A 19,159-nucleotide genomic window follows, 5' to 3' on the forward strand; every position below is an offset into this window, starting at 1 on the left:
ATGATAAAATTGTAATAAAATGCATGTCTGTTTCGTCGGGTAGAATGATCATGAGTACGTTATCTTCAGCCAATTCGCTCATCAGCGAGCAAAGAGCCAAACTTTTGTCGCCGCGTCCGGCGCAATTGATCACTTTGCCTTCTTACATGCACTGTCATGATCACAGCTACACCCAGATAGTCATCGGCCTTAAAGGCCAGGCCGAATTCGAAGTCGGCGGAATGGGGAATATTGTTAATCCTGGTCAGGGCTGTGTGGTGACTTCTGGCACCGGCCATGCGTTTGGTGGCATAGTCGGGCAATCCGACATTCTGGTGCTCAATATGCCTCAGCCGTGCGACGATGATCCGCTCACATTGCACAAGCTCAATGAGCTGACAGGTAAGGATACCTATTTTAAGCTCGATAACCAGATTCAGAAACTGGTTCAGATGCTGGTGCAGGAAATGCAAAGCAGTCCAGATGATATGCTGCTCAGCCGGGCATGCAGTGATACGGTGCTGGCACTTCTGCAGCGCCATATTTCGGCATTTGATGCCCAGCGGAAAGAGTCGCGCTTTGATCTTGATGCCATCGATCGCTACATCGAACAGCATATCAGCCGACGCATTTCGGTGGCGCAACTGGCTGGCAGCGTGTTTCTCGGCGAAAGTCAGTTTCATATGCTGTTTAAAGAACAGATGGGCATCACGCCGCATCAGTATGTGCTCGGAAAACGCGTGGATATGGCCAAGTCATTGATAGAAAATGGAAATTTAACACTTGGTCAGGTTGCTGAGTTAAGCGGTTTTTCCAACCAGAGCACCTTTACCCATACTTTTTCCCGTCTGCAGGGCATTTCTCCGTCGCGCTACAAGAAGACGTGCCGCAACTAATCACTACAAAACTCCAGTTTTAATGAGAATTATTCTATAACCCGGCGTGAATCCATCAACGCCGGGTTATTTATTTGCGTAATAAGCTAAATGAACAGCATTTTATTTTATAAATAATGCTGTGATTCTGTTTTTGTTTTGTTAAAAAGCCAAGTTTTTGGCAAAAAGCTCGGAGTTTTTGACAAGTATTCTCGACGCGCTCAAAATACACTGCGAGCCATTGTAGGAAAACCCGACTCAACGGATATCGGGTATGAGATTGAGGAAAACGCATGTTTACTGCAACTGATGTGTTGAACGCTGAGTTTGTTGAGCAGCCGCTTAACCAACTTTGGTCACAGATCTCGCCACTTTACATGGTGGACGAAACCCAATGGCTCAAACAGCTTCTGCCTTTGGCGACGCCAAGTGAGGACGAAAAAACCTCGATGGCGGTCAAAACGACGCAATTGATCGAAGCGATTCGTAAAGACAAAAAAGCGATTCAGATGATTGATGCGTTGCTGCTGGAATATAGCCTGGATACCCAGGAAGGTATTCTGCTGATGTGTCTGGCGGAAGCGCTGATGCGCATTCCGGATACTGAGACCGCGGACGCGTTCATCAAAGATCGTCTGGGTGTGGCGGACTGGAAATCTCATTTGAAGAATTCTGATTCTGTGTTTGTCAACGCATCAACCTGGGGTCTGATGCTGACCGGGAAAGTGGTCGGCCTGTCTGATAGCCAGAGCACCAGCCCGGTTCAGGCAGTGAATCGCCTGGTCAACAAACTCAGTGAGCCGGTGATCCGCAAAGCGATGCATCAGGCGATGAAGGTGATGGGCCATCAGTTTGTTCTGGGGCGTAACATCAAAGAAGCGCAGAAAAACGGCCGCGTGATGCGTGATAAAGGTTTCACCTACTCATTTGATATGCTGGGTGAAGCGGCGCTGACGACGGCGGATGCGGATAAATATTTTCAGGATTACCTGATGGCGATTGAAGCGGTGGGCCGCGACAAGTACGGACTGGAGACCAGCCCGGCGCCATCGGTATCGATCAAACTTTCTGCTCTGCACCCGCGTTATGAAGTGGCAAACCACAGCCGGGTGATGAGTGAGTTGTATAACACCTTGATCCAGCTGCTGGACAAAGCGATTGAACTGGATGTGGCGATCACCATTGATGCCGAAGAAGCAGATCGTCTTGAGTTGTCACTGGAACTGTTTGAGAAAGTGTATCGCAGCGACAAAGTTAAGGGTTGGGGTAAGTTTGGCCTGGTGGTACAAGCGTATTCCAAACGTGCGTTGCCTGTACTGGTGTGGCTGACTGCACTGGCAAAAGAGCAGGGCGATCTTATCCCGGTGCGTCTGGTGAAAGGAGCATACTGGGATAGCGAGATCAAATGGTCACAGCAGAGCGGCTATACCGGTTATCCGGTTTATACCCGTAAAGAAGCGACCGATGTCTCTTATCTGGCTTGTGCGCGTTTTTTGCTCAGCGAGCAGGTGCGCGGTAATCTGTTTCCGCAGTTTGCTAGTCATAACGCGCAGACCGTTACCGCGATTGCAGTGATGGCTCAGCATAAAGATTTTGAGTTCCAGCGTCTGCACGGCATGGGTGATGCTTTGTATAACCATGTGATGGCGACCTACAAGCAATCGGTCCGTATCTATGCGCCGGTGGGCAGTCACAAAGATCTGCTGCCGTATCTGGTGCGCCGTCTGTTGGAAAACGGTGCCAACAGCTCATTCGTTCATCGTCTGGTTGATGCTCGTTGCCCGATCAACACCTTGACTCAGCACCCGGTTGATATGTTGCTTGAGTATGAGTCATTGGATAACCGCCAGATCCCGTTACCGCCGCAAATCTTTAACCAGCGAGCGAACTCTTACGGCGTCAATATTGATATTGAAAGTGAAGCTAAGCCGTTCGAAGATCAGGTCAATGCGTTTTTGAGCAAGCAGTGGCAGGCGGCGCCGATCATTAATGGCCAGTCTCAGTTCGAAAGCATGATCAAGGCTGAAGAGCAGCCCGAGATCGTGACGGCACCGTATGATCGCCGGATCGAAGTGGGTCAGGTAATGCATGCCAACCTTGATCATGTTTCCGAAGCGATCGAGATTGCTCAGGCAGCGTTTGCGCAATGGAGTCAAGCTCCGGCTAGTCAGCGCGCCGAGAAACTGGACAAACTGGCGGATCTGCTGGAAGCCAATCTGGCCGAGCTGGTGGCACTGTGTCATCAGGAAGCCGGTAAAACCGTTCATGACGGGATTGATGAAGTGCGTGAAGCGGTGGATTTCTGCCGTTACTACGCCCAACGAATTGATGATCTGGCGGCGTTTACGCTGCAAGGATTCGACGGCCAGAGCCGCCAGGTGACCCGTACAGGGCGCGGCGTGTTTGTCTGTATCAGTCCGTGGAACTTTCCGCTGGCCATTTTCCTTGGCCAGATCACTGCCGCTTTGGTCGCGGGCAATACGGTGGTGGCGAAACCTGCCGAGCAAACCAGTCTGATTGCGGCTCGCGCGGTTGAACTGATGCTGGAAGCCGGTTTCCCGGGCGGGGTGATTCAACTGCTGACGGGACGTGGTGCTGCTATCGGTGGTGCGCTGACCTCGCACAGCGCGATCGCTGGCGTGGCCTTTACCGGCTCAACTGCGACAGCGCAGCGGATCAACCAGACTCTGGCGGAACGTGATGCGGATCCGGTGCCGTTTATCGCCGAAACCGGTGGCCAGAACGCGATGATTGTCGACAGTACCGCCTTGCCGGAGCAAGTGGTGCGTGATGTGCTGCGCTCTGCCTTTGCCTCTGCCGGTCAGCGCTGTTCGGCGCTGCGTGTGCTGTTTGTTCAGCAGGACGTGGCTGACCGTATCATCGGTCTGATTAAAGGGGCGATGCAGGAGCTGTCTGTGGGCACTCCTTACCTGCACAGCACGGATGTGGGCCCTGTGATTGACGGCAAAGCGAAACAAGGGTTGCTGGCACATATTGAACGTATGAGTCAGAGCCAGAAAAAAGTGGCTCAGCTTGAGCTGGGTGAGGCTTGTGCCCATGGTGATTTTGTTGCGCCAAGCGCGTTTGAAATCTCCGGGATTGATTGTCTGACTGAAGAGCAGTTTGGCCCTGTCCTGCACATTGTTCGCTTTAAAGCGAGTGAGCTGACGCAGGTGGTACAACAAATCAACGATACCGGTTTTGGTTTGACTATGGGTATCCATAGCCGTAATGAAACCACCTATCGCTGGATTGAAAAACATGCTCGCGTGGGTAACTGCTACATCAACCGCGATCAGGTGGGGGCTGTGGTTGGCGTACAGCCGTTTGGTGGCCAGGGTTTGTCCGGCACCGGACCAAAAGCAGGTGGCCCGCACTACCTGTTCCGTTTTACTCAAGTTCAGTACAGCTAATCGAATCAGCGAAGGAGATAGACCATGGTGCATCAAGTAACTCGTTTTTCTGACGCTTTTTCGGCTTGGGAAAACTGGAATCTGACCGGTTTTGACTCAAAAAATGAGTCATTGCAGTCATTGAAAAATAATTTGCAACGCACGATGCCGGCAGTGGCGGGTGTGTTTGCTTTTCATCTTCGTCAGGCGGCCACTATGCTGGCGCAACCGCATCTGCTTAATGGCCCGACCGGAGAAACCAACGAACTTTATACTGCAGGGCGCGGTGTTGCCCTGGTCGTTCACGACGACAGCAGTAATGAAGCAAGACTGGCTGTCGCTGCTCAGTTATGTGCTGCGTTAATCGCAGGCAACAGCGTCGTGCTTTGCAGTGACGACACTGAGCTGACAGCCGCATTGAAGGCTGCTTACCAGCAGTCAACAATTCCGGCCAACCTGCTGCAATTTGCTACTCTGGATGCTTATCAGCAATTGATGGATTCAGATATCCGTTGCATGGGGTATGTCGGAACAACGTCGGTTGAGCGTAACCTCAACCGTCAGTTAGCCAAACGCCAGGGGGCGATTGTCAGCCTGGTGTCTGAAACGGATTTGGCCCACCTGCCGGTGGCGAACGATCCACATTTAGTGCTGCGTTTTATTACCGAACGCACGCGCACAATAAATATAACAGCAGTGGGTGGTAACGCGACCTTGCTCGAGCTTGGAAACGAGGCCCACTAAACCTTTCTGAAGTACTCCCCCACTCTTGGTGGGGGACATGGAAGGCGATCTTATACAAGAGGACATATCAATGGAAAATGGTTTTGCCATTACGAGCACCTTTATCGTCTACCTCATTTTGATGTTGGCGATTGGGGTATATGCGTATCAGCGAACGAAAAACTCGTCTGATTACTTTTTGGGTGGCCGCTCTTTAGGTCCGTGGCCTGCTGCACTTTCAGCGGGTGCATCTGATATGAGTGGCTGGTTGCTGCTGGGTCTGCCGGGTTATGCTTACGCGGCGGGTATTGAAGCCTTCTGGCTAGCGGGTGGTCTGCTGGCCGGTACCTGGTTGAACTGGCTGGTGACGGCGAAGCGTCTGCGTACTTACAGTATCACCACCGATGCCCTTACTTTGCCAGAGTTTCTGTCACGTCGTTTTAATGACAAATCGAAACTGATTCAAACTATTTCAGCGTTTTTCATCCTTTTGTTTTTCCTTTTCTACACCAGTTCAGGCCTGGTTGCAGGCGGCAAACTGTTTGAAACGGTATTCGGTCTGGATTACACCACAGCGGTCATCATTGGTACCATCTGTGTGGTGTCTTATACGCTGTTCGGTGGTTTCCTGGCGGTATCCTGGACTGACCTGGTACAAGGTCTGCTGATGTCTGCCGCACTGCTGATCGTGCCGATTGCGGCGATGGATGGCGGTCTGATGAAACTTGACCACGATCTTGTGGCAATCAACCCGCAACTGCTGACCATGTGGAACGACGTAAAAGGCGAACCACTTAGCGGTATCGCCATTATTTCTCTGGTTGCCTGGGGTCTTGGCTATTTCGGTCAGCCACACATTCTGGCACGTTTTAAAGCCACCCGTTCCAACAAAGATCTGACCACAGCGCGCCGTATTGCGGTTCTGTGGACGGGCCTGTCAATGGTTGGCGCTATGCTGGTGGGTCTGGTTGGTCTGATTTACGTCACTAATACTGGTGGTCTGCAACTGGATGACGGCGAAAAAATCTTCATGCTGCTGGTGAACGCGATATTCCATCCGGTTGTTGCTGGTATCCTGCTGGCGGCGATTCTGGCGGCAATCATGAGTACAGCGGACTCACAACTGCTGGTTTCATCATCAGCACTGGCAGAAGACTTCTACAAGCAAGTATTCAAAACAGATGCGACATCAGAAGAGATTGTTCGTGTTGGTCGCCTGGCAGTTATCCTGATTTCTGTGATTGCTCTGGTTCTGGCGATGACGCCGGACAGTTCGGTACTGGGTCTGGTTTCTTACGCCTGGGCAGGTTTCGGTGCCGCGTTTGGCCCGGCACTGGTACTGAGCCTTTACTGGTCTCGTATGAACCGTAACGGTGCATTGGCCGGTATTCTGGTGGGTGGTATCACTATCGTGGTTTGGAAGCAGCTTTCGGGCGGTTGGTTTGATGTGTACGAAATCGTTCCGGGAATCATCTTCTCTGTGCTTGCCATTGTGGTTGTCAGCCTGACAACTGGTGAGCCGGAAGTCACGGTTCAAGAGCAGCACAAGACATTCAAAAAGCACTTGATTGAGCTCGACTAAGCAACCTTAAGTTGACATGACTGAACAAAGCCTCACCGATGTGAGGCTTTTTTGTACCTGTGTCAGCGAGCGGTCATAGCAGAAACAGTTCGTACTTGGGGCGTTAATTTTTGTACTTGGCTCACAATTTAAAAAGGAAAGTTTGGGACAATGGAACCAATCGATTCAAACTGCGTCAATTGTAATTAATTGAGTAAATTAACAGGAGGAATTCCCATGCCAGAAGCGTATTGCAGCTGTTGTCGAAAAACCACACCGCACAAAGTTGTAATGAGGCGTTGTCAGACGGAAGTGTCGTCAGGATGGCAGGGGTTCCAGCAATTCATGTCTGCGCTCGTTAATGGTGAGCATTATTACAAGATGGAGAAACGCGGTTTCTGCCGAGTGTGTAATCAACCGTCTGAGCTGTCCGAAGCGGATTTTTCCCGCGCACGGGTTATTTGACAATGTGAAAAATTGACGGCTATTGCGGTCAATTAACTGCGTTCTGTTAATTTATCTGTTGATACTTCGAGCAGGATCACCTTATTGAATACCGGTGCGTGTCCTGCCTGCTCTGGCCGCATGTTTCGCTACGTAAACCCGGGCCTTTCCGCTAATCTGTATGTTATTCACGCAGTGAAATAACAAATAGAGGTAGAGCAATGCGGTTAAGTTTGAAGAGAAAAATGGTTTTCTCTGTGGTGGTTGCGATTGGCTTGACGGCAATCGCTCTGGTGATCGCCAGTTATCATATGTTTCAGCAGGACAGTTGGCGTGCGATTGAAAGTGAAAGTCGCAACACCCTGCGTGCCCACGCTAAAGGTATCGGCGATTGGTTTGCTGATAAGCAACACGCACTGCAAGGCTTGCGTGAGGAAATTGAAGCTAATCCGCAACTCGATCTGGTTCCGCATTTACGCCAGACTTTGCAGTCCGGTTCATTTGGTCTGAGCTATTACGGCAATGAACAGGGCGAAATGTATCGCCAGGACCCGTCACTCAACAAAGCCGGTTACGATCCCCGTGAGCGCGGCTGGTACCAACAAGCCAAACAAGCCGGCCAGCCTATTACTACCGATCCTTATGTCAGTGTCACTATGCAGACCCTGGTTGTGACTCTGGCTGATCCTGTGCGCATTAATGGTCAGTTCGCCGGTGTCGCGGCATCCAACCTCGCCTTGAACAAACTGATTGAGGACGTGTTGGCCATTCCGGTTCCGGGTAAAGGTTATGCCATTCTGGTCAATCAGAAAGGTAATATCGTCGCGCACCCGAATAAAGAGCTGATCCTTAAACCCACTCAGGATATGGCGACGGGATTTAGTGCGTCGGCATTGAACGAGGCCGCTAAGCAAAACACTCCCCTCGATCTGACCATTGATGGCCGTGAGAAGCTGCTGATGGCCCAGAGTATTGATAATACCGACTGGACCCTGGTCATGGTGATGGATAAAGCTGTGTTGGCGCAGCCGCTGAATAGCTTGCTGACGACTCAGTTGCTGATTGGTCTGGGCATTTTGCTGGTGATGGCGCTAATTACTTCCTGGTTTGTAGCGCGCCAGCTGAATGAACTCGGTAATATTACGGCGGCATTGAGCGATATTGCCGAGGGCGACGGTGATCTGACTCGTCGCCTCGACGTTAAAAGCGAAGACGAAGTGGGTATTCTGGCTGACAAGTTCAACAAGTTTGTTGACCGTCTGCACGTGATGGTGAAAAACGTTCACTCTGTTTCCGTGGCTCTGAATGAGGGCGCCAATCATGCAGCGCGTTCGGCAGGGCAGCGCGGAGAGCGCATCCGCACCCAGCAGGATGAAATTACCATGGTGGCGACCGCGGTGACTGAGATGGCCTCTGCCACAGCAGAAATTGCCGGTAATGCTGACAATACCGCTAAGCAGGCCAATGAATCGGTCGATCTTGGTGCGCGTGGTTACCAACAGATGCAGCAAAGCAAACAGTCTATCGATCAGCTAGCGCAAGAGCTTAATGGTGCGGTCAATATTATCGGCGACCTGGAAGCGCAGGCGAATGAGATCTCCACCATCTTGTCGACGATTCGTTCTATTGCTGAGCAGACCAACCTGCTGGCGCTGAACGCGGCAATCGAAGCGGCCCGGGCCGGCGATCAGGGCCGTGGTTTCGCTGTGGTTGCCGACGAAGTACGGGTGTTATCACAGCGCACCCACTCGTCGACGGAAGAAATTCAGACCAAGATTGAAGGGCTGCAAAAAGCGACCGCCAAGGCCGTAAGTGTGATGACGGACAGTCATCGTCTGGTCGAAACCAGTGTGGAGGACGTCAATCTGACGGGCGACAGCCTGCAGGCGATCAGTGAAGCGATTCAACTGATCAGCGATATGGCCACGCAGATAGCTTCAGCTGCAGAAGAGCAATCTCTGGTTACCGCAGATATCAACGGCAATACCGAATCTGTTCGTGAAGTGAGTGACCAACTGGCCAGTGAAGCAACCGATGCGGTGCAGCAGGCCAAATCGCTGCACAATTTGGCTCAGGAGCTGGATCAGGAGATTTCCCGTTTCCGACTTTAACGCGAAGTCTTCACCACCATGGACGAATCAGGGCACTATCGGTGCCCTTTTTTCGTCGTGAGTAATCGTTCACAGTGGTGTGATTAAAAGCAAAGGTCGCGAAAATATCAAAATAAGTCGCACTGATTAACTTGGCCAATATCAAGTTGTGGCAATAATGGTAGCCAGTAATAGCTTCTATTACTTTTTGCTAAATTTCACTGCTGCACTACTTTTCAATCGGCTATGAAAGCACTACCATAGCCGTCAGCTTCAGGTTGAAATACTCGGCTGAAGTTGTACACAGTTTAATTTGAATATTATTCTCAGGGCGGGGCGAAATTCCCCACCGGTGGTATACCCTAAGGGTGAGCCCACGAGCGCTCGAGCAATCGAGGTCAGCAGATCTGGTGAGACGCCAGAGCCGACGGTCATAGTCCGGATGAGAGAGAATGACAAATACACCAGCCATCCTGCGTCGGGATTCCTGCGCCTTGGATTTGGTGACTTAGTTTTTGCCTTTTGATCCCTCATAAACAGCCCTGATTCTGGTCATTATTTAGGAGTAACCATGAATCAGCTATCTCTACTTGCCGAATTCGGCGACTCAATTACCCGTGTTGAAAATGCGCTGCAAGCTTTACGTGAAGGACGCGGTGTCCTGTTGCTTGATGATGAAGATCGCGAGAACGAAGGTGACATCATCTGCGCAGCAGAAACTCTGACGACAGAGCAAATGGCGCTGATGATTCGCGAAGGCAGCGGTATTGTGTGTTTGTGTCTGACTGATGAGCAAGCGGATAAACTCCAGCTGCCACCTATGGTCAGTGTCAACGATAGCAAAAACCAGACCGCGTTTACCGTTTCGATTGAAGCACGTCACGGCGTGACAACAGGTGTGTCTGCCAAAGACCGCGTGACCACAGTCAAAACGGCGGCCAATCCGACTGCCCAGCCGGAAGATTTGGCCCGTCCTGGTCACGTGTTCCCGCTGCGCGCACGTAAAGGCGGTGTTCTGGCTCGTCGTGGTCATACCGAAGGCACGGTGGATCTAATGCAAATGGCTGGTTTGCTGCCATCAGGTGTGCTGTGTGAAGTGACTAACCCGGACGGCACTATGGCTAAAACGCCGGAGATCGTTGCATTTGGTAAACTGCACAACATGCCGGTGCTGACCATCGAAGACATGGTCATGTACCGCATGCAATACGACCTTAAGCTGGCTTAAGTCGTTTTACACTGTAAAGAGCGCGCATCGACGCGCTCTTTTTGATCCCGCTGTTTCGGGGACACACAGGATTATAATCAGGACAGTCCTGTCAAGCCGTCCCCCGTTTACGGGACTCCCACAGCAGATCTGAGGAATTAGTGAGGGCATACACTCTGAACTGAAAAATGCTCAGCAACCCGGGACAGAAGATAAAACGGTACCTAAAGCACCGTTTTATCTAAGTTACGCAAATCGCGTTTCCAGGTAGCGTATGATTTCAGAAGACTCGTACATCCATTCCACTTTGCCATCTTGTTCAATGCGCAGGCAAGGCACTTTGACTTTGCCACCACCTTCGAGCAGTTCCTGACGGTGCTTCGAACCCTGAGACGCATTACGTTTCTCAATCGGTAAATTTAATTTATACATAGCTCTGCGAGTCTTGGTGCAAAAAGGACATGCCGTAAATTGGTATAAACTGAGGTTCTGTGTTTGCTGATTTACTTCTTGCTGCTGCTGGGCAGGACGTTTTTTCTTACTGCCACGAGTCAGCAAGTCACCAGCGATGATGATGCCACCGAGTAGGTTGCGGATTAAACTAACTAAAATTTTCATTGAGGGGTACTCTCGTGCTTGAATGCGTGGATAAACTCGGCGTTATTCTATCGGCAAAACTGCTGAGTTATAAGAGGCACGACGTTATCAGATATGAATAATCCGCAGGCCTGACTAATGCGATGGCCAAAGTGTTGTAGCCAGACAGCGCTGGCTAGGGACGCTGACCAGATAGTACGCCCGACTGCGCGCACTATCTGGAATTAAGCTAACTGTCTGAGGTTAGTTTGTGGTGGTTGGCACCGGATTCAATGACTGTGGCTCAATGCTGCCGGTCGTTGGCGAAACGGCCTCACGGAGCGTGGCGGGTGCGGTATTACCGGCCTCACCAGTCGCTGTTGGCTTTGGTGGCGCAGAGTTTGCGGTAATCACGGTTTGTACCGTTTTGCTGTATGACTCCAGCAGTGTCGACAAGCGCTCGCTCAGTGCTTTTTCATGCTGCAGTGCGGTTTGGCTGGCCGCCAGTTCGGCTTGCGTTGCTTGCAGTTTCGCTTGGACCACATTGAGCTCTTGAGTACGACTGCTCAGTTGCTGTGCCAATTCATCGTTTTGGCCGGAAACCTCACTGTTATTTGCCTGCAGTGAAGCGAGGATCGCTTTTGCTTGCTTGCCGAATGACTGGTCGCGGTAGTCTGCTCCGTCGATTTGCTGGGAAATCTCCAGTAAAGATTTCTCGTAGTTCAGCACGACCGGTTCAAAATTACGGTTTTTTACCAGAGAAAGTTTAGTGACTTCGTTCGCCACGTTCACCGTATGATTCAATTCGAATTCTGCTGTTTTCACTGCTTGTTCGATGGCTTTGAAATCACGCGAATCGGTTTTAATGGCCAATTCAACTTTGGCGACTTCCGCTTCTGCCTGTTGATAGGTCAGCGGCGCCTGGAAATTCAGCTTAGTGGTGCGAAACTCCAGCAGCTTTGCTTTTAACGGGGTGACGTATTTTTTCAGGACGACTTTGATTTCCAGCTGCTTGGCCTTATCCAGAAATTTCACCTGAGCAAACTGAGCGTCGTTGAGCTCATTTTCGTCGATATATCTGAATAGTTTCAGGTAGCTGGCGTGGATTTGGCTGTAATCTGAGGCGTACGCTGTTTTGGTATCCAACTGGTCGAGATAATCCATTTGCGAGATGGAATCGGCAAGTAACTCATCGGCTTGTGCTTTCAGCTGAGTTAATTGCTGGTACAGAGCTTTCGTTTCCCCTAACAGCTCCATGTACTTTTCAGCATAAGTCGCAGAGCTGAAGATGGAATAGTCTTCGGTGGTTTCACTCGGATCCTCAACAATATCGTTGTAAACCTCAGTGGTCTCTTCCCAGGCATCCTGCAGATCACGAACTTTTCCTGGTGAGTAAAGCTTAAATGACTCTAGGTCGGCCATAGTCTCGTGCCACTGACTTTGTTCGGCTTTGATTTGCTCGAACAGCGTGAACGCATCGGTTTGAGTGGCAACTTGCTGAGGGTTCGTCGTATCCGGCGCCGAATTCTGCGTATTACCTGTGCTTTGACAGCCTGTCAGCGCTGAAACAATCACGCCAGCCACTGCTGCTGTTTTGAATAACTTCATATGAATAGCTCTATCATTGTTAAGTTTATCGGGATAGTCATTATTATTTGATTCATTTCTGAGTCTGCGAGTCTCTCATTTTTGAGATGATTGATCATCCATTTATCATATTTTTGATGTATCGATGGGATTTTCGCCGCTTGTCTGTGTTTCAGCGTAATGGCTGAGCGGGACACACGTTTATGTCAGTCACATTTTTAGGCGTGTGTCGCAAATAAATTCGGCTGACCGTTAACAGTTATGCGCGCTTAACTCTCGGATATTCTTATTAACGTGACAGCTCAATAATTGACAATTATTCACCAGGTAAATAATATCGCCGCCTATTTATTAATAATTTTGTCATTTATCTGGGTATGGTGCGCGGTTTGAAAAGCATTCGCTTTGGTTTGTTGTCTTTATTGCTGGCGTTACATGCTGTGGGGTATGCCGATGAGCCAAGCAAGCAGGAGCGCAGTTTCCGGGCTACAGGCGAATGGCACAAAGACATTTTGTACAGCGACGCAGATTCAAGCCGTATCTGGCTGCAGTATGCTTATAAAGCCTGGTCATTGATGGGGGAGCCGGTCGAGCATTGCATTGTGAAATGGTCTCTGAGCGAGTCTGCACGTTTCAACTTGTATAATCCGTATACTAAGCAGATTGAAACCGTTGCCCCGCCGCGCGATGTGCTGATGAAAGTTCGCCTGCATTTTCGTGATATTGAGGTCAGTATCGATAGCGTTAATAAGGTGCGTTGTGATGGCGGTGCAGTAGGCAAACCTGGCCTACGCGGTCTGTTAGGTACAGAAATAATCCCGGCTCCAGCGAGCTTTAATAGCCCGGGTTCACCGAATTGGAACCAGTTTTTTCTTTCCTCTGCACTGATTGGCACCGAGCAGCGTGATGGTCGCAGCTATCTGGACGAATCGCAGGCCAAACCGTTATTTAAGCGCCTGATGGGGCAGAGCAGAAACCTGACGTTTTGGGACGTTAAGCTGGTCGATGCACAGCTGGATATCAGCGGAATCAAACGCTGGTTTCTGGCCGGAGCTAAACAGCGGGCTGAGAAAAAGCAATCCAAATCGCCAAGCACGCCAACATTGCAAGCGGCCGTGCCAGGCAGCGAGAAGAGGCAAAGTCAGCCTGCATCCGGCTCTGATAAAGTGAGCTCTCACGCTTCTAGTGCAGGCAATAATGCATCGCAATCTTCTGCTTTCAACCCGTTCTCTTCTGCTTCACCCGGGCGTGTAACCCATCAGGCCACTATCAGTGGTGCGTCTGTTCCGTCAGAGCCAAGCAGCGCGCAAGCGGCTGCCAGCATGTTACTGCTGATAGATACTTCTGGCAGCATGGGTGGTACGAGACTGAAAGAGGCTAAACACGCCGCCATCGAATTAATTAAAAAGTCAGTGCGCAGTAATACCGAAGTCTCTGTTCTGGCATTCAGCGGCACCTGTGATGCACCAATAACCAACCATCACCCGTTTAGTGTGGACAGCGCGTCACTCAGCACTTTTGTCGCCAGTCTGCAGGCGGACGGGGGCACACCGATGAGCGCTGCGGTGGAATATGCCAATGTTTATCTGGCCAATAACCGCAGCCGGCAATCGGGCAGCGAAATGATTCTGTTGCTCGCCGATGGTGATGATGGCTGCAAGATCTTGTCTCCTGTGGTGGATGAGCTGAAAAGCCGCGGCATTTTGTTTCGTCATCAGACGGTTGGGTTGGAGCTGAACAGTGGCTCCGGCGCGGCGCGTGACCTCAAACAGTTGGCAGAGCAAAGTGGCGGTGATTACGCAGCGGCAGCGAAGGCCAGCCAACTGTCACAGACTTTTGAAAACGCGGCGATCGCGATGGGCATTCTGTCGTTAATCGGTTCGTATGATGCAACGCCGTCCGCTCCGTCGGCGAGCTCGAATTTGCAACACACAATATGGGATGGATTTGGTGAATAAAATCAGAACTTGGCTGCTGGTGGCAATGCTTTGCTCCGGCAGTAGTGCATGGGCATTAACCAAAGAGCAGCAGGTTGATCAGTCTTTACTGGCGGCTCAGACCTTTTATAAAGACGGGCGTTATGGCAAAGCCTTTGAGGAATTTGCCACAGTTGAACAGGTCGGTTTGGCTCTGGACGACAGTTTTCACTTCTTTTATGCCATGTCGGGTTATCACAGCAATCAGTACAGCAAGGCCTGGAGCGAGATAAACCGTTACCTCGCATTGACCGGGCGCAGCGGTGCTTACTATCAAAAAGCCCTCGAATTGCATCAGAAGTTAGAGCCTCAGGTCTCGAAAGCTGCCAAAGCCGCGCTGGAAAAATTTGAATCCAGTCGCAGTGACTGGCTTAAACACGAGAAAAAGCAACGCCTGACTAACCAAGAGGTGTCGGCATGGGCGGCGCAGCAAAGTACGGTCATGCAGCAGATGATCAAAAGCCAGCAGTTTGATGCCGCGCAGACGCGGGCACAAGAGGGCAAAGCCCGGCTGGAACGCTATTCCGGCGCTCTGATCTCGCGTTCAGAGAACTTGTACCGGCTGGAGCATGACCTGGCCAGCGTGACCCAGTTGTTGCGCTTTAAGCTGATTGAGCAAACTACTATTGACGCTCATCGCGCGCAGTTGGATAAATTGCAGCGCTGGTTCCGCGCGCTGGATTTTGAGCGTTTTGACGCTCTTTATTCTGTGGAAAAACAGCAGCTCGGTGCTGAAACCAAACGTGCTTTCACTCAAAAGGCCGATATTGATCAAGCGGCTCAGCAGGAGGCTCGCAGCCTGCGGAGCAAAATGGCGTGCTTTAGCGCCAAGTCCCAATTGAAGGCATTTGAGCAATATGGCATTGACGATGCGAACGGGACGACTCGTTTACGTACCACCATCCGTGATAACTGTAACCAGGGCTAAGCAGTATGAAAACATCCGTTATTAAAACGTCAGTGATCAGTCTGACACTGGCCAGCGTTGTTGGTTGTAGTAGTCAGTATCGCAGGGTAGAGGAACCGGTTGAAGGGAAGTTCCAGCAGTCACTGGATCAGTATCAGGTCAATAAGCAGGGATGGGAAATCGTATTTCGTCAGCAGGGCCGGTACTACTCTCATCTGGGGATCGCCGAGAGTGTCTCTGCCAAAGTCATGGAACAACAAGGTGTGATGAATTACAGCTACAGTGGCAGTAATCCGGACGACTGTATCCTGTTTACGGTCAGCACGTTTGGCTTACTGTGGGCCATTGACACCTTAATGTGGACCGCACAGTTCGGGACGTCGAATACTTCCTGCTGGTCTCAGGTGATAGATACTGATCCGTATCCATCATGGAGCCGCAGTTACGCGACCGGTCAGTACGCACATTATTATCGTTTGCAGCAATCTGTTGGCCCGACAGTGACTTACAAAAATAAACCGTTAAGTGGTCGCTTTGTTGAACCTGGCGTCTGGCGCTTTGAGAATAACCAGTTACCGGCTGATTTCGATATCGCTGACGTCAAACTTCCTTAGCCGAAGTCTCAGGCGGGAGAGAAAGGAGGTCTACATGCCTTCGTGTAGCTACCTAGGTAACGGCCAGCTTTTGCTGGCCGTTTTGTTATATCTGTTTGTAATACAGTTTGGCTATCCAGAAGGAAGTCAGGCCATTTTTTGCCTGAGAGCAGACGAAAACCTGCCTGGCCCGGGCAGGTTTTGGCCCCTGATTTTATTGAGGTATTCTCCTGTTCATTATTAATCAAACGGAACAATTGAATGCTTTATGACGTATTTGATGAGAGCAAGCCTCATCGATGCCCATTCTCTAATCCGAACCCTGAAACATGCAGGTGTTCCAGCTGTCATATGGCCCGAGACTGGGCAAAATAGAGAGCGGCACTTAATACTGCAAAAGCACACAACATGGGAAATGGAGGCACCTCTGTCCCCGTGGCCCGGCAAATAGATATTCCTGAAGCGCCCAAATGTACGCACAAGCTGCCCTGGATACTCTCGGACCTGGGCGGGGCTGAAGTCATCGATATGGCATCAATGGTCAGTAACACGGTCAAGCATTTCGGGGAGTAATACAATGACTGACGGTGACGGGCACCTGGAAAAATCGGCATAAAAACCTTGTCACCGATTTCGGCTGATTTCGCCCAAATAGATGAATTTTATTTTTTGTGTTTGAATGCTCATTCCTTGATTCAGTTGAAAACTTGTCAATGTTCAGGCTGAACACTGACAAAGTCTGATCCGGTATTTATTTACATTTCAATGTCTTCACCGTCTCTTTTGCGCAGGCGGAGAAATGACGGGAAAGATCGCTGCGGATACGATCTGAGGCGTAATTGCCCCTGTGGTAGTATTCAAGCTAAAAAAGTTTATCTGGGCAATCCTTGCAACCGATCGAATAGGTCAGCAGCATAAGTAATGGTTTCGGGCGGTAAGGCTGCTTAGCCTTGCCCCTGCTAAGTGTTTGATTGTGTGGCTGACAGTAATTGATCTAGGGTCTGCTGCTGATAGGACCGCTAATTAGTGGTGAATAATTTGGATTTTATAGTATAACTGCTGTTTATTTGTTCAAAATTCATGAACAATCCAATCAAATCTATCCTATCGAACAAAATGTGATCTAGTCGTAATATTTATCTCAAGCGCTAAGGCGCATCGATAAACAAAACTAAGAGGAAAATAGCATGACTAAGTTCGTTTCTGCACTGATTGCCACAACCCTTTCTACTACTTTCGCCGCTGGTGCTATGGCTGCTGATCTGGATATGAATATCTTCACTCTGGACAACGAAGCCACAGTCACATTGACTTCGAACGGCCAGGGTGTGGCAAATTATCCGGTTGTTATTCAAGGTCAGCAGTACCTCACTTCTGAGAATGGTACCGTGAGTATCGTTAACCATGACAGCGTGCCACACGTGTATAAATTCGTCGCCAAAGACTCACAAGGTAATCTGATTGAGCATCGTCGTTATCTGACTACTGATAACTAATCTGCGTGCTTTATCAGGATGATATTCAATGAAGTTGAACAAGATGGAAGCGTTTGGGTAGCCGCCCGGGATGTATCGCGGCTACCTTATTCTGTCGCATGCTAATAACGGACCCTTCTTCTGAAGCGTCCGTTTTTTTGTATCTGCTACCTAATTCGCGCAGTGCAGTGTTTTAATATATTCGCGCGGCGTTAAACCAAATTTGGCTTTAAAGCGCTGCCTGAAGCGTCCCTCCGATTGATAACCGCATAACTGCGCCAGCAGGGCCACGTTGTGATCCCCTTTCTGCATTAACCCCAGCGCATGATTAAGGCGCACTTCAGCCAGAATTTCCCGATACTGTGTACCTTCCTGCTTTAGTTTGCGTATCAGGGTCGCCCGGCTGACAGCAAACCGCTCGGCCACATTTTCCAGTAGATGATCCTGACTTGGCGTCAGAGCCAGATATCGACTTAACTTCTGGCTGAATGACAACTCAGAATCTGGGATCAGACGATGTAGCGCTCCTCTTTCCGCCAGTTGCTGATAGAGCCCCATCAACCAATAGGTCTGGGTTGCGAGGCTCATCTCGTCCAAATTAAACCCGGCCAGAGCGTGCAAGGTCTCCCGTAGTGCGCTATCTAACCCGACAACCTCTGAACGCCCGGTGTCAGCTCGCTGCCTGCTCAGTTCCAGCATACTGCGCTCAGGCAGACAGTGAAAACTGAACATGCGTGATGAAAACGCGCCTTTATGCGGCAGGTTTTCAAAACTCAGCGATGATCCCGGCTCACAAATCAATAACTGCGCCGCTGACAACTCAACCGCCGTTTCACGCCAGTAAAGCCGCTTGCTACCGGTCAGGATCTGCACCAGGCAGGGAGAGTGAATACGCACATTACGCAGTTTTTGTGATTGCCGGGCGCTAAACGGCGTCACTTGATAATGATGATTCATCGATCCCCCTGCAAGGAATGTTGCCTGCCGTAAACGTCTTGTGTTGGGACTGGCAGCTATTTAGTGTAAGTAGCGGTGAGTGTTGCCTTGTCCAGCGCGATTTTATTGAGCGTGAAACCAATCGCTGCTGGTGGCGTGGTGGTGGTCACGTCCAGTTTATCTGTTGGCAGGGCCCAGACGGTGAATTGGTAACGGTGCATGCCATCACCGGCTGGTGGGCATGCGCCGCCAAAGCCTGCTTTTCCGTAATCAATTCGGGCTTCCTGACCACCTAATTTGGCAATATCGACGCCGCGTGGCAGCGAGGTGACAGAGGCGTTCAGGTCATAAGCTATCCAGTGCCAGAAACCGCTGCCGGTAGGCGCATCGGGGTCATAAGCCGTGATAGCAAAACTTTTAGTGCCGGCAGGAACGTTTGTCCAGCTTAATTGCGGTGACAGATTATCACCGTCGCAGCCCCAGCCTGAGAATTCAAATGTTTTGGCCATCGGATGACCTTCTTTAATATCCTGACTGGTGATTTGCAACGCCTGAGCGGAAGCGGTTGCCATCAGGCCTGCAACGAAAATGGATGTAGCGAATGAATTCATGATAATGCTCCTTTTGATTTGGGATCAGTTTAGGGGCTAAGTGAATGCTCTTCATCTCTTAAAGTATCATATTTAATGTATTTCAGATTCAGTTTGATACTTACTGGATTTAGAGTAACGAAAGAAAATGGATGGCGCGCAACGTTGAGCTGCTGACTCTGATGTGTGTCCCGTTTTAATGCACCAGCCAGATGAAAGCGTGTCCTCTTTAGGCTCTAATGCTGATT

The 19,159-nt window shown here is 50.3% G+C and carries 15 protein-coding genes and 1 riboswitch; of the genes, 11 read left to right on the forward strand and 4 right to left on the reverse strand.

Translation table 11 applies throughout. The features are described 5' to 3' along the window. Positions 1-50 precede the first annotated feature (50 nt). The 7 genes from KNV97_RS04560 to ribB all read left to right on the forward strand — a co-directional run bounded on the left by KNV97_RS04560 (position 51) and on the right by ribB (position 10,292). A complete protein-coding gene (locus tag KNV97_RS04560; RefSeq protein ID WP_136483637.1) occupies positions 51-875 on the forward strand; it encodes an AraC family transcriptional regulator in 825 nt (274 codons plus the stop codon). Positions 876-1,147: 272 nt separating this feature from the next. Next, positions 1,148-4,267: a bifunctional proline dehydrogenase/L-glutamate gamma-semialdehyde dehydrogenase PutA gene (putA, locus tag KNV97_RS04565; protein WP_218561643.1), complete on the forward strand. Its 3,120-nt coding sequence runs from the start codon at positions 1,148-1,150 to the stop codon at positions 4,265-4,267. A 24-nt stretch (positions 4,268-4,291) separates the two neighbouring features. Further along, positions 4,292-4,990, forward strand: a complete 699-nt coding sequence (locus tag KNV97_RS04570) for an aldehyde dehydrogenase family protein (protein WP_136483635.1) — start codon at positions 4,292-4,294, stop codon at positions 4,988-4,990. 70 nt (positions 4,991-5,060) lie between these two features. Continuing rightward, entirely contained in the window at positions 5,061-6,551 is a 1,491-nt protein-coding gene (putP, locus tag KNV97_RS04575) for a sodium/proline symporter PutP (RefSeq protein ID WP_136483634.1), read from the forward strand. A gap of 216 nt (positions 6,552-6,767) precedes the next feature. Beyond that, on the forward strand, positions 6,768-6,995 hold the full coding sequence (locus tag KNV97_RS21915; protein WP_136483633.1) for a hypothetical protein: 228 nt from the start codon (positions 6,768-6,770) through the stop codon (positions 6,993-6,995). A gap of 200 nt (positions 6,996-7,195) precedes the next feature. Continuing rightward, the gene (locus KNV97_RS04580) at positions 7,196-9,085 is read left to right on the forward strand and encodes a methyl-accepting chemotaxis protein (protein WP_136483632.1); all 1,890 of its coding nucleotides are present in this window, start codon (positions 7,196-7,198) and stop codon (positions 9,083-9,085) included. Between the two features lie 297 nt (positions 9,086-9,382). After that, positions 9,383-9,522: riboswitch (FMN riboswitch) on the forward strand. Between the two features lie 113 nt (positions 9,523-9,635). Then, on the forward strand, positions 9,636-10,292 hold the full coding sequence (gene ribB, locus KNV97_RS04585) for a 3,4-dihydroxy-2-butanone-4-phosphate synthase (protein WP_218561644.1): 657 nt from the start codon (positions 9,636-9,638) through the stop codon (positions 10,290-10,292). A 225-nt stretch (positions 10,293-10,517) separates the two neighbouring features. Here ribB and KNV97_RS04590 read toward each other — a convergent pair whose 3' ends face one another. Together KNV97_RS04590 and KNV97_RS04595 are read right to left on the reverse strand one after the other, a co-directional pair. Then, positions 10,518-10,889, reverse strand: a complete 372-nt coding sequence (locus KNV97_RS04590; RefSeq protein ID WP_136483630.1) for a glutathione S-transferase N-terminal domain-containing protein — start codon at positions 10,887-10,889, stop codon at positions 10,518-10,520. Between the two features lie 222 nt (positions 10,890-11,111). Further along, the gene (locus tag KNV97_RS04595) at positions 11,112-12,455 is read right to left on the reverse strand and encodes a hypothetical protein (protein ID WP_218561645.1); all 1,344 of its coding nucleotides are present in this window, start codon (positions 12,453-12,455) and stop codon (positions 11,112-11,114) included. A gap of 368 nt (positions 12,456-12,823) precedes the next feature. On the opposite strand from KNV97_RS04595, the gene KNV97_RS04600 reads away from it, so the two are divergent. The 4 genes from KNV97_RS04600 (at position 12,824) to KNV97_RS04615 (ending at position 17,406) form a co-directional block, all read left to right on the forward strand. Beyond that, positions 12,824-14,392, forward strand: coding sequence for a vWA domain-containing protein (locus KNV97_RS04600; protein WP_218561646.1), 1,569 nt, complete (start codon positions 12,824-12,826; stop codon positions 14,390-14,392). Continuing rightward, the gene (locus tag KNV97_RS04605; RefSeq protein ID WP_218561647.1) at positions 14,385-15,338 is read left to right on the forward strand and encodes an outer membrane protein assembly factor BamD; all 954 of its coding nucleotides are present in this window, start codon (positions 14,385-14,387) and stop codon (positions 15,336-15,338) included. Before KNV97_RS04600 ends, KNV97_RS04605 begins: the two co-directional genes overlap by 8 nt. 5 nt (positions 15,339-15,343) lie before the next feature. Then, the gene (locus KNV97_RS04610) at positions 15,344-15,931 is read left to right on the forward strand and encodes a hypothetical protein (protein WP_218561648.1); all 588 of its coding nucleotides are present in this window, start codon (positions 15,344-15,346) and stop codon (positions 15,929-15,931) included. A gap of 1,166 nt (positions 15,932-17,097) precedes the next feature. Next, a complete protein-coding gene (locus KNV97_RS04615) occupies positions 17,098-17,406 on the forward strand; it encodes a hypothetical protein (protein WP_136483622.1) in 309 nt (102 codons plus the stop codon). 150 nt (positions 17,407-17,556) lie between these two features. Here the strand turns inward: KNV97_RS04615 and KNV97_RS04620 are convergent, their stop codons facing one another. Both KNV97_RS04620 and KNV97_RS04625 read right to left on the reverse strand, forming a co-directional pair. After that, entirely contained in the window at positions 17,557-18,342 is a 786-nt protein-coding gene (locus KNV97_RS04620) for a helix-turn-helix transcriptional regulator (RefSeq protein WP_218561649.1), read from the reverse strand. A gap of 56 nt (positions 18,343-18,398) precedes the next feature. Further along, positions 18,399-18,932 carry a YbhB/YbcL family Raf kinase inhibitor-like protein gene (locus KNV97_RS04625; RefSeq protein WP_218561650.1) on the reverse strand — a complete coding sequence of 178 codons (534 nt, stop codon included), beginning with the start codon at positions 18,930-18,932 and terminating at the stop codon, positions 18,399-18,401. Positions 18,933-19,159: the final 227 nt, after the last annotated feature.

Origin of the sequence: Vibrio ostreae (assembly GCF_019226825.1) — a bacterium.
Taxonomy (GTDB): domain Bacteria; phylum Pseudomonadota; class Gammaproteobacteria; order Enterobacterales; family Vibrionaceae; genus Vibrio; species Vibrio ostreae.

Excerpts from the sequence above, each read along its gene's own strand:
- KNV97_RS04610 (WP_218561648.1), top strand. The coding sequence starts at position 15,344 with ATGAAAACATCCGTTATTAAAACGTCAGTGATCAGTCTGACACTGGCC.
- ribB (WP_218561644.1), top strand. The coding sequence starts at position 9,636 with ATGAATCAGCTATCTCTACTTGCCGAATTCGGCGACTCAATTACCCGT.
- KNV97_RS04595 (WP_218561645.1), bottom strand. The coding sequence starts at position 12,455 with ATGAAGTTATTCAAAACAGCAGCAGTGGCTGGCGTGATTGTTTCAGCG.
- KNV97_RS04560 (WP_136483637.1), top strand. The coding sequence starts at position 51 with ATGAGTACGTTATCTTCAGCCAATTCGCTCATCAGCGAGCAAAGAGCC.
- KNV97_RS04570 (WP_136483635.1), top strand. The coding sequence starts at position 4,292 with ATGGTGCATCAAGTAACTCGTTTTTCTGACGCTTTTTCGGCTTGGGAA.
- KNV97_RS04625 (WP_218561650.1), bottom strand. The coding sequence starts at position 18,932 with ATGAATTCATTCGCTACATCCATTTTCGTTGCAGGCCTGATGGCAACC.
- KNV97_RS04580 (WP_136483632.1), top strand. The coding sequence starts at position 7,196 with ATGCGGTTAAGTTTGAAGAGAAAAATGGTTTTCTCTGTGGTGGTTGCG.
- KNV97_RS21915 (WP_136483633.1), top strand. The coding sequence starts at position 6,768 with ATGCCAGAAGCGTATTGCAGCTGTTGTCGAAAAACCACACCGCACAAA.
- putP (WP_136483634.1), top strand. The coding sequence starts at position 5,061 with ATGGAAAATGGTTTTGCCATTACGAGCACCTTTATCGTCTACCTCATT.
- KNV97_RS04615 (WP_136483622.1), top strand. The coding sequence starts at position 17,098 with ATGACTAAGTTCGTTTCTGCACTGATTGCCACAACCCTTTCTACTACT.
- KNV97_RS04590 (WP_136483630.1), bottom strand. The coding sequence starts at position 10,889 with ATGAAAATTTTAGTTAGTTTAATCCGCAACCTACTCGGTGGCATCATC.
- putA (WP_218561643.1), top strand. The coding sequence starts at position 1,148 with ATGTTTACTGCAACTGATGTGTTGAACGCTGAGTTTGTTGAGCAGCCG.
- KNV97_RS04620 (WP_218561649.1), bottom strand. The coding sequence starts at position 18,342 with ATGAATCATCATTATCAAGTGACGCCGTTTAGCGCCCGGCAATCACAA.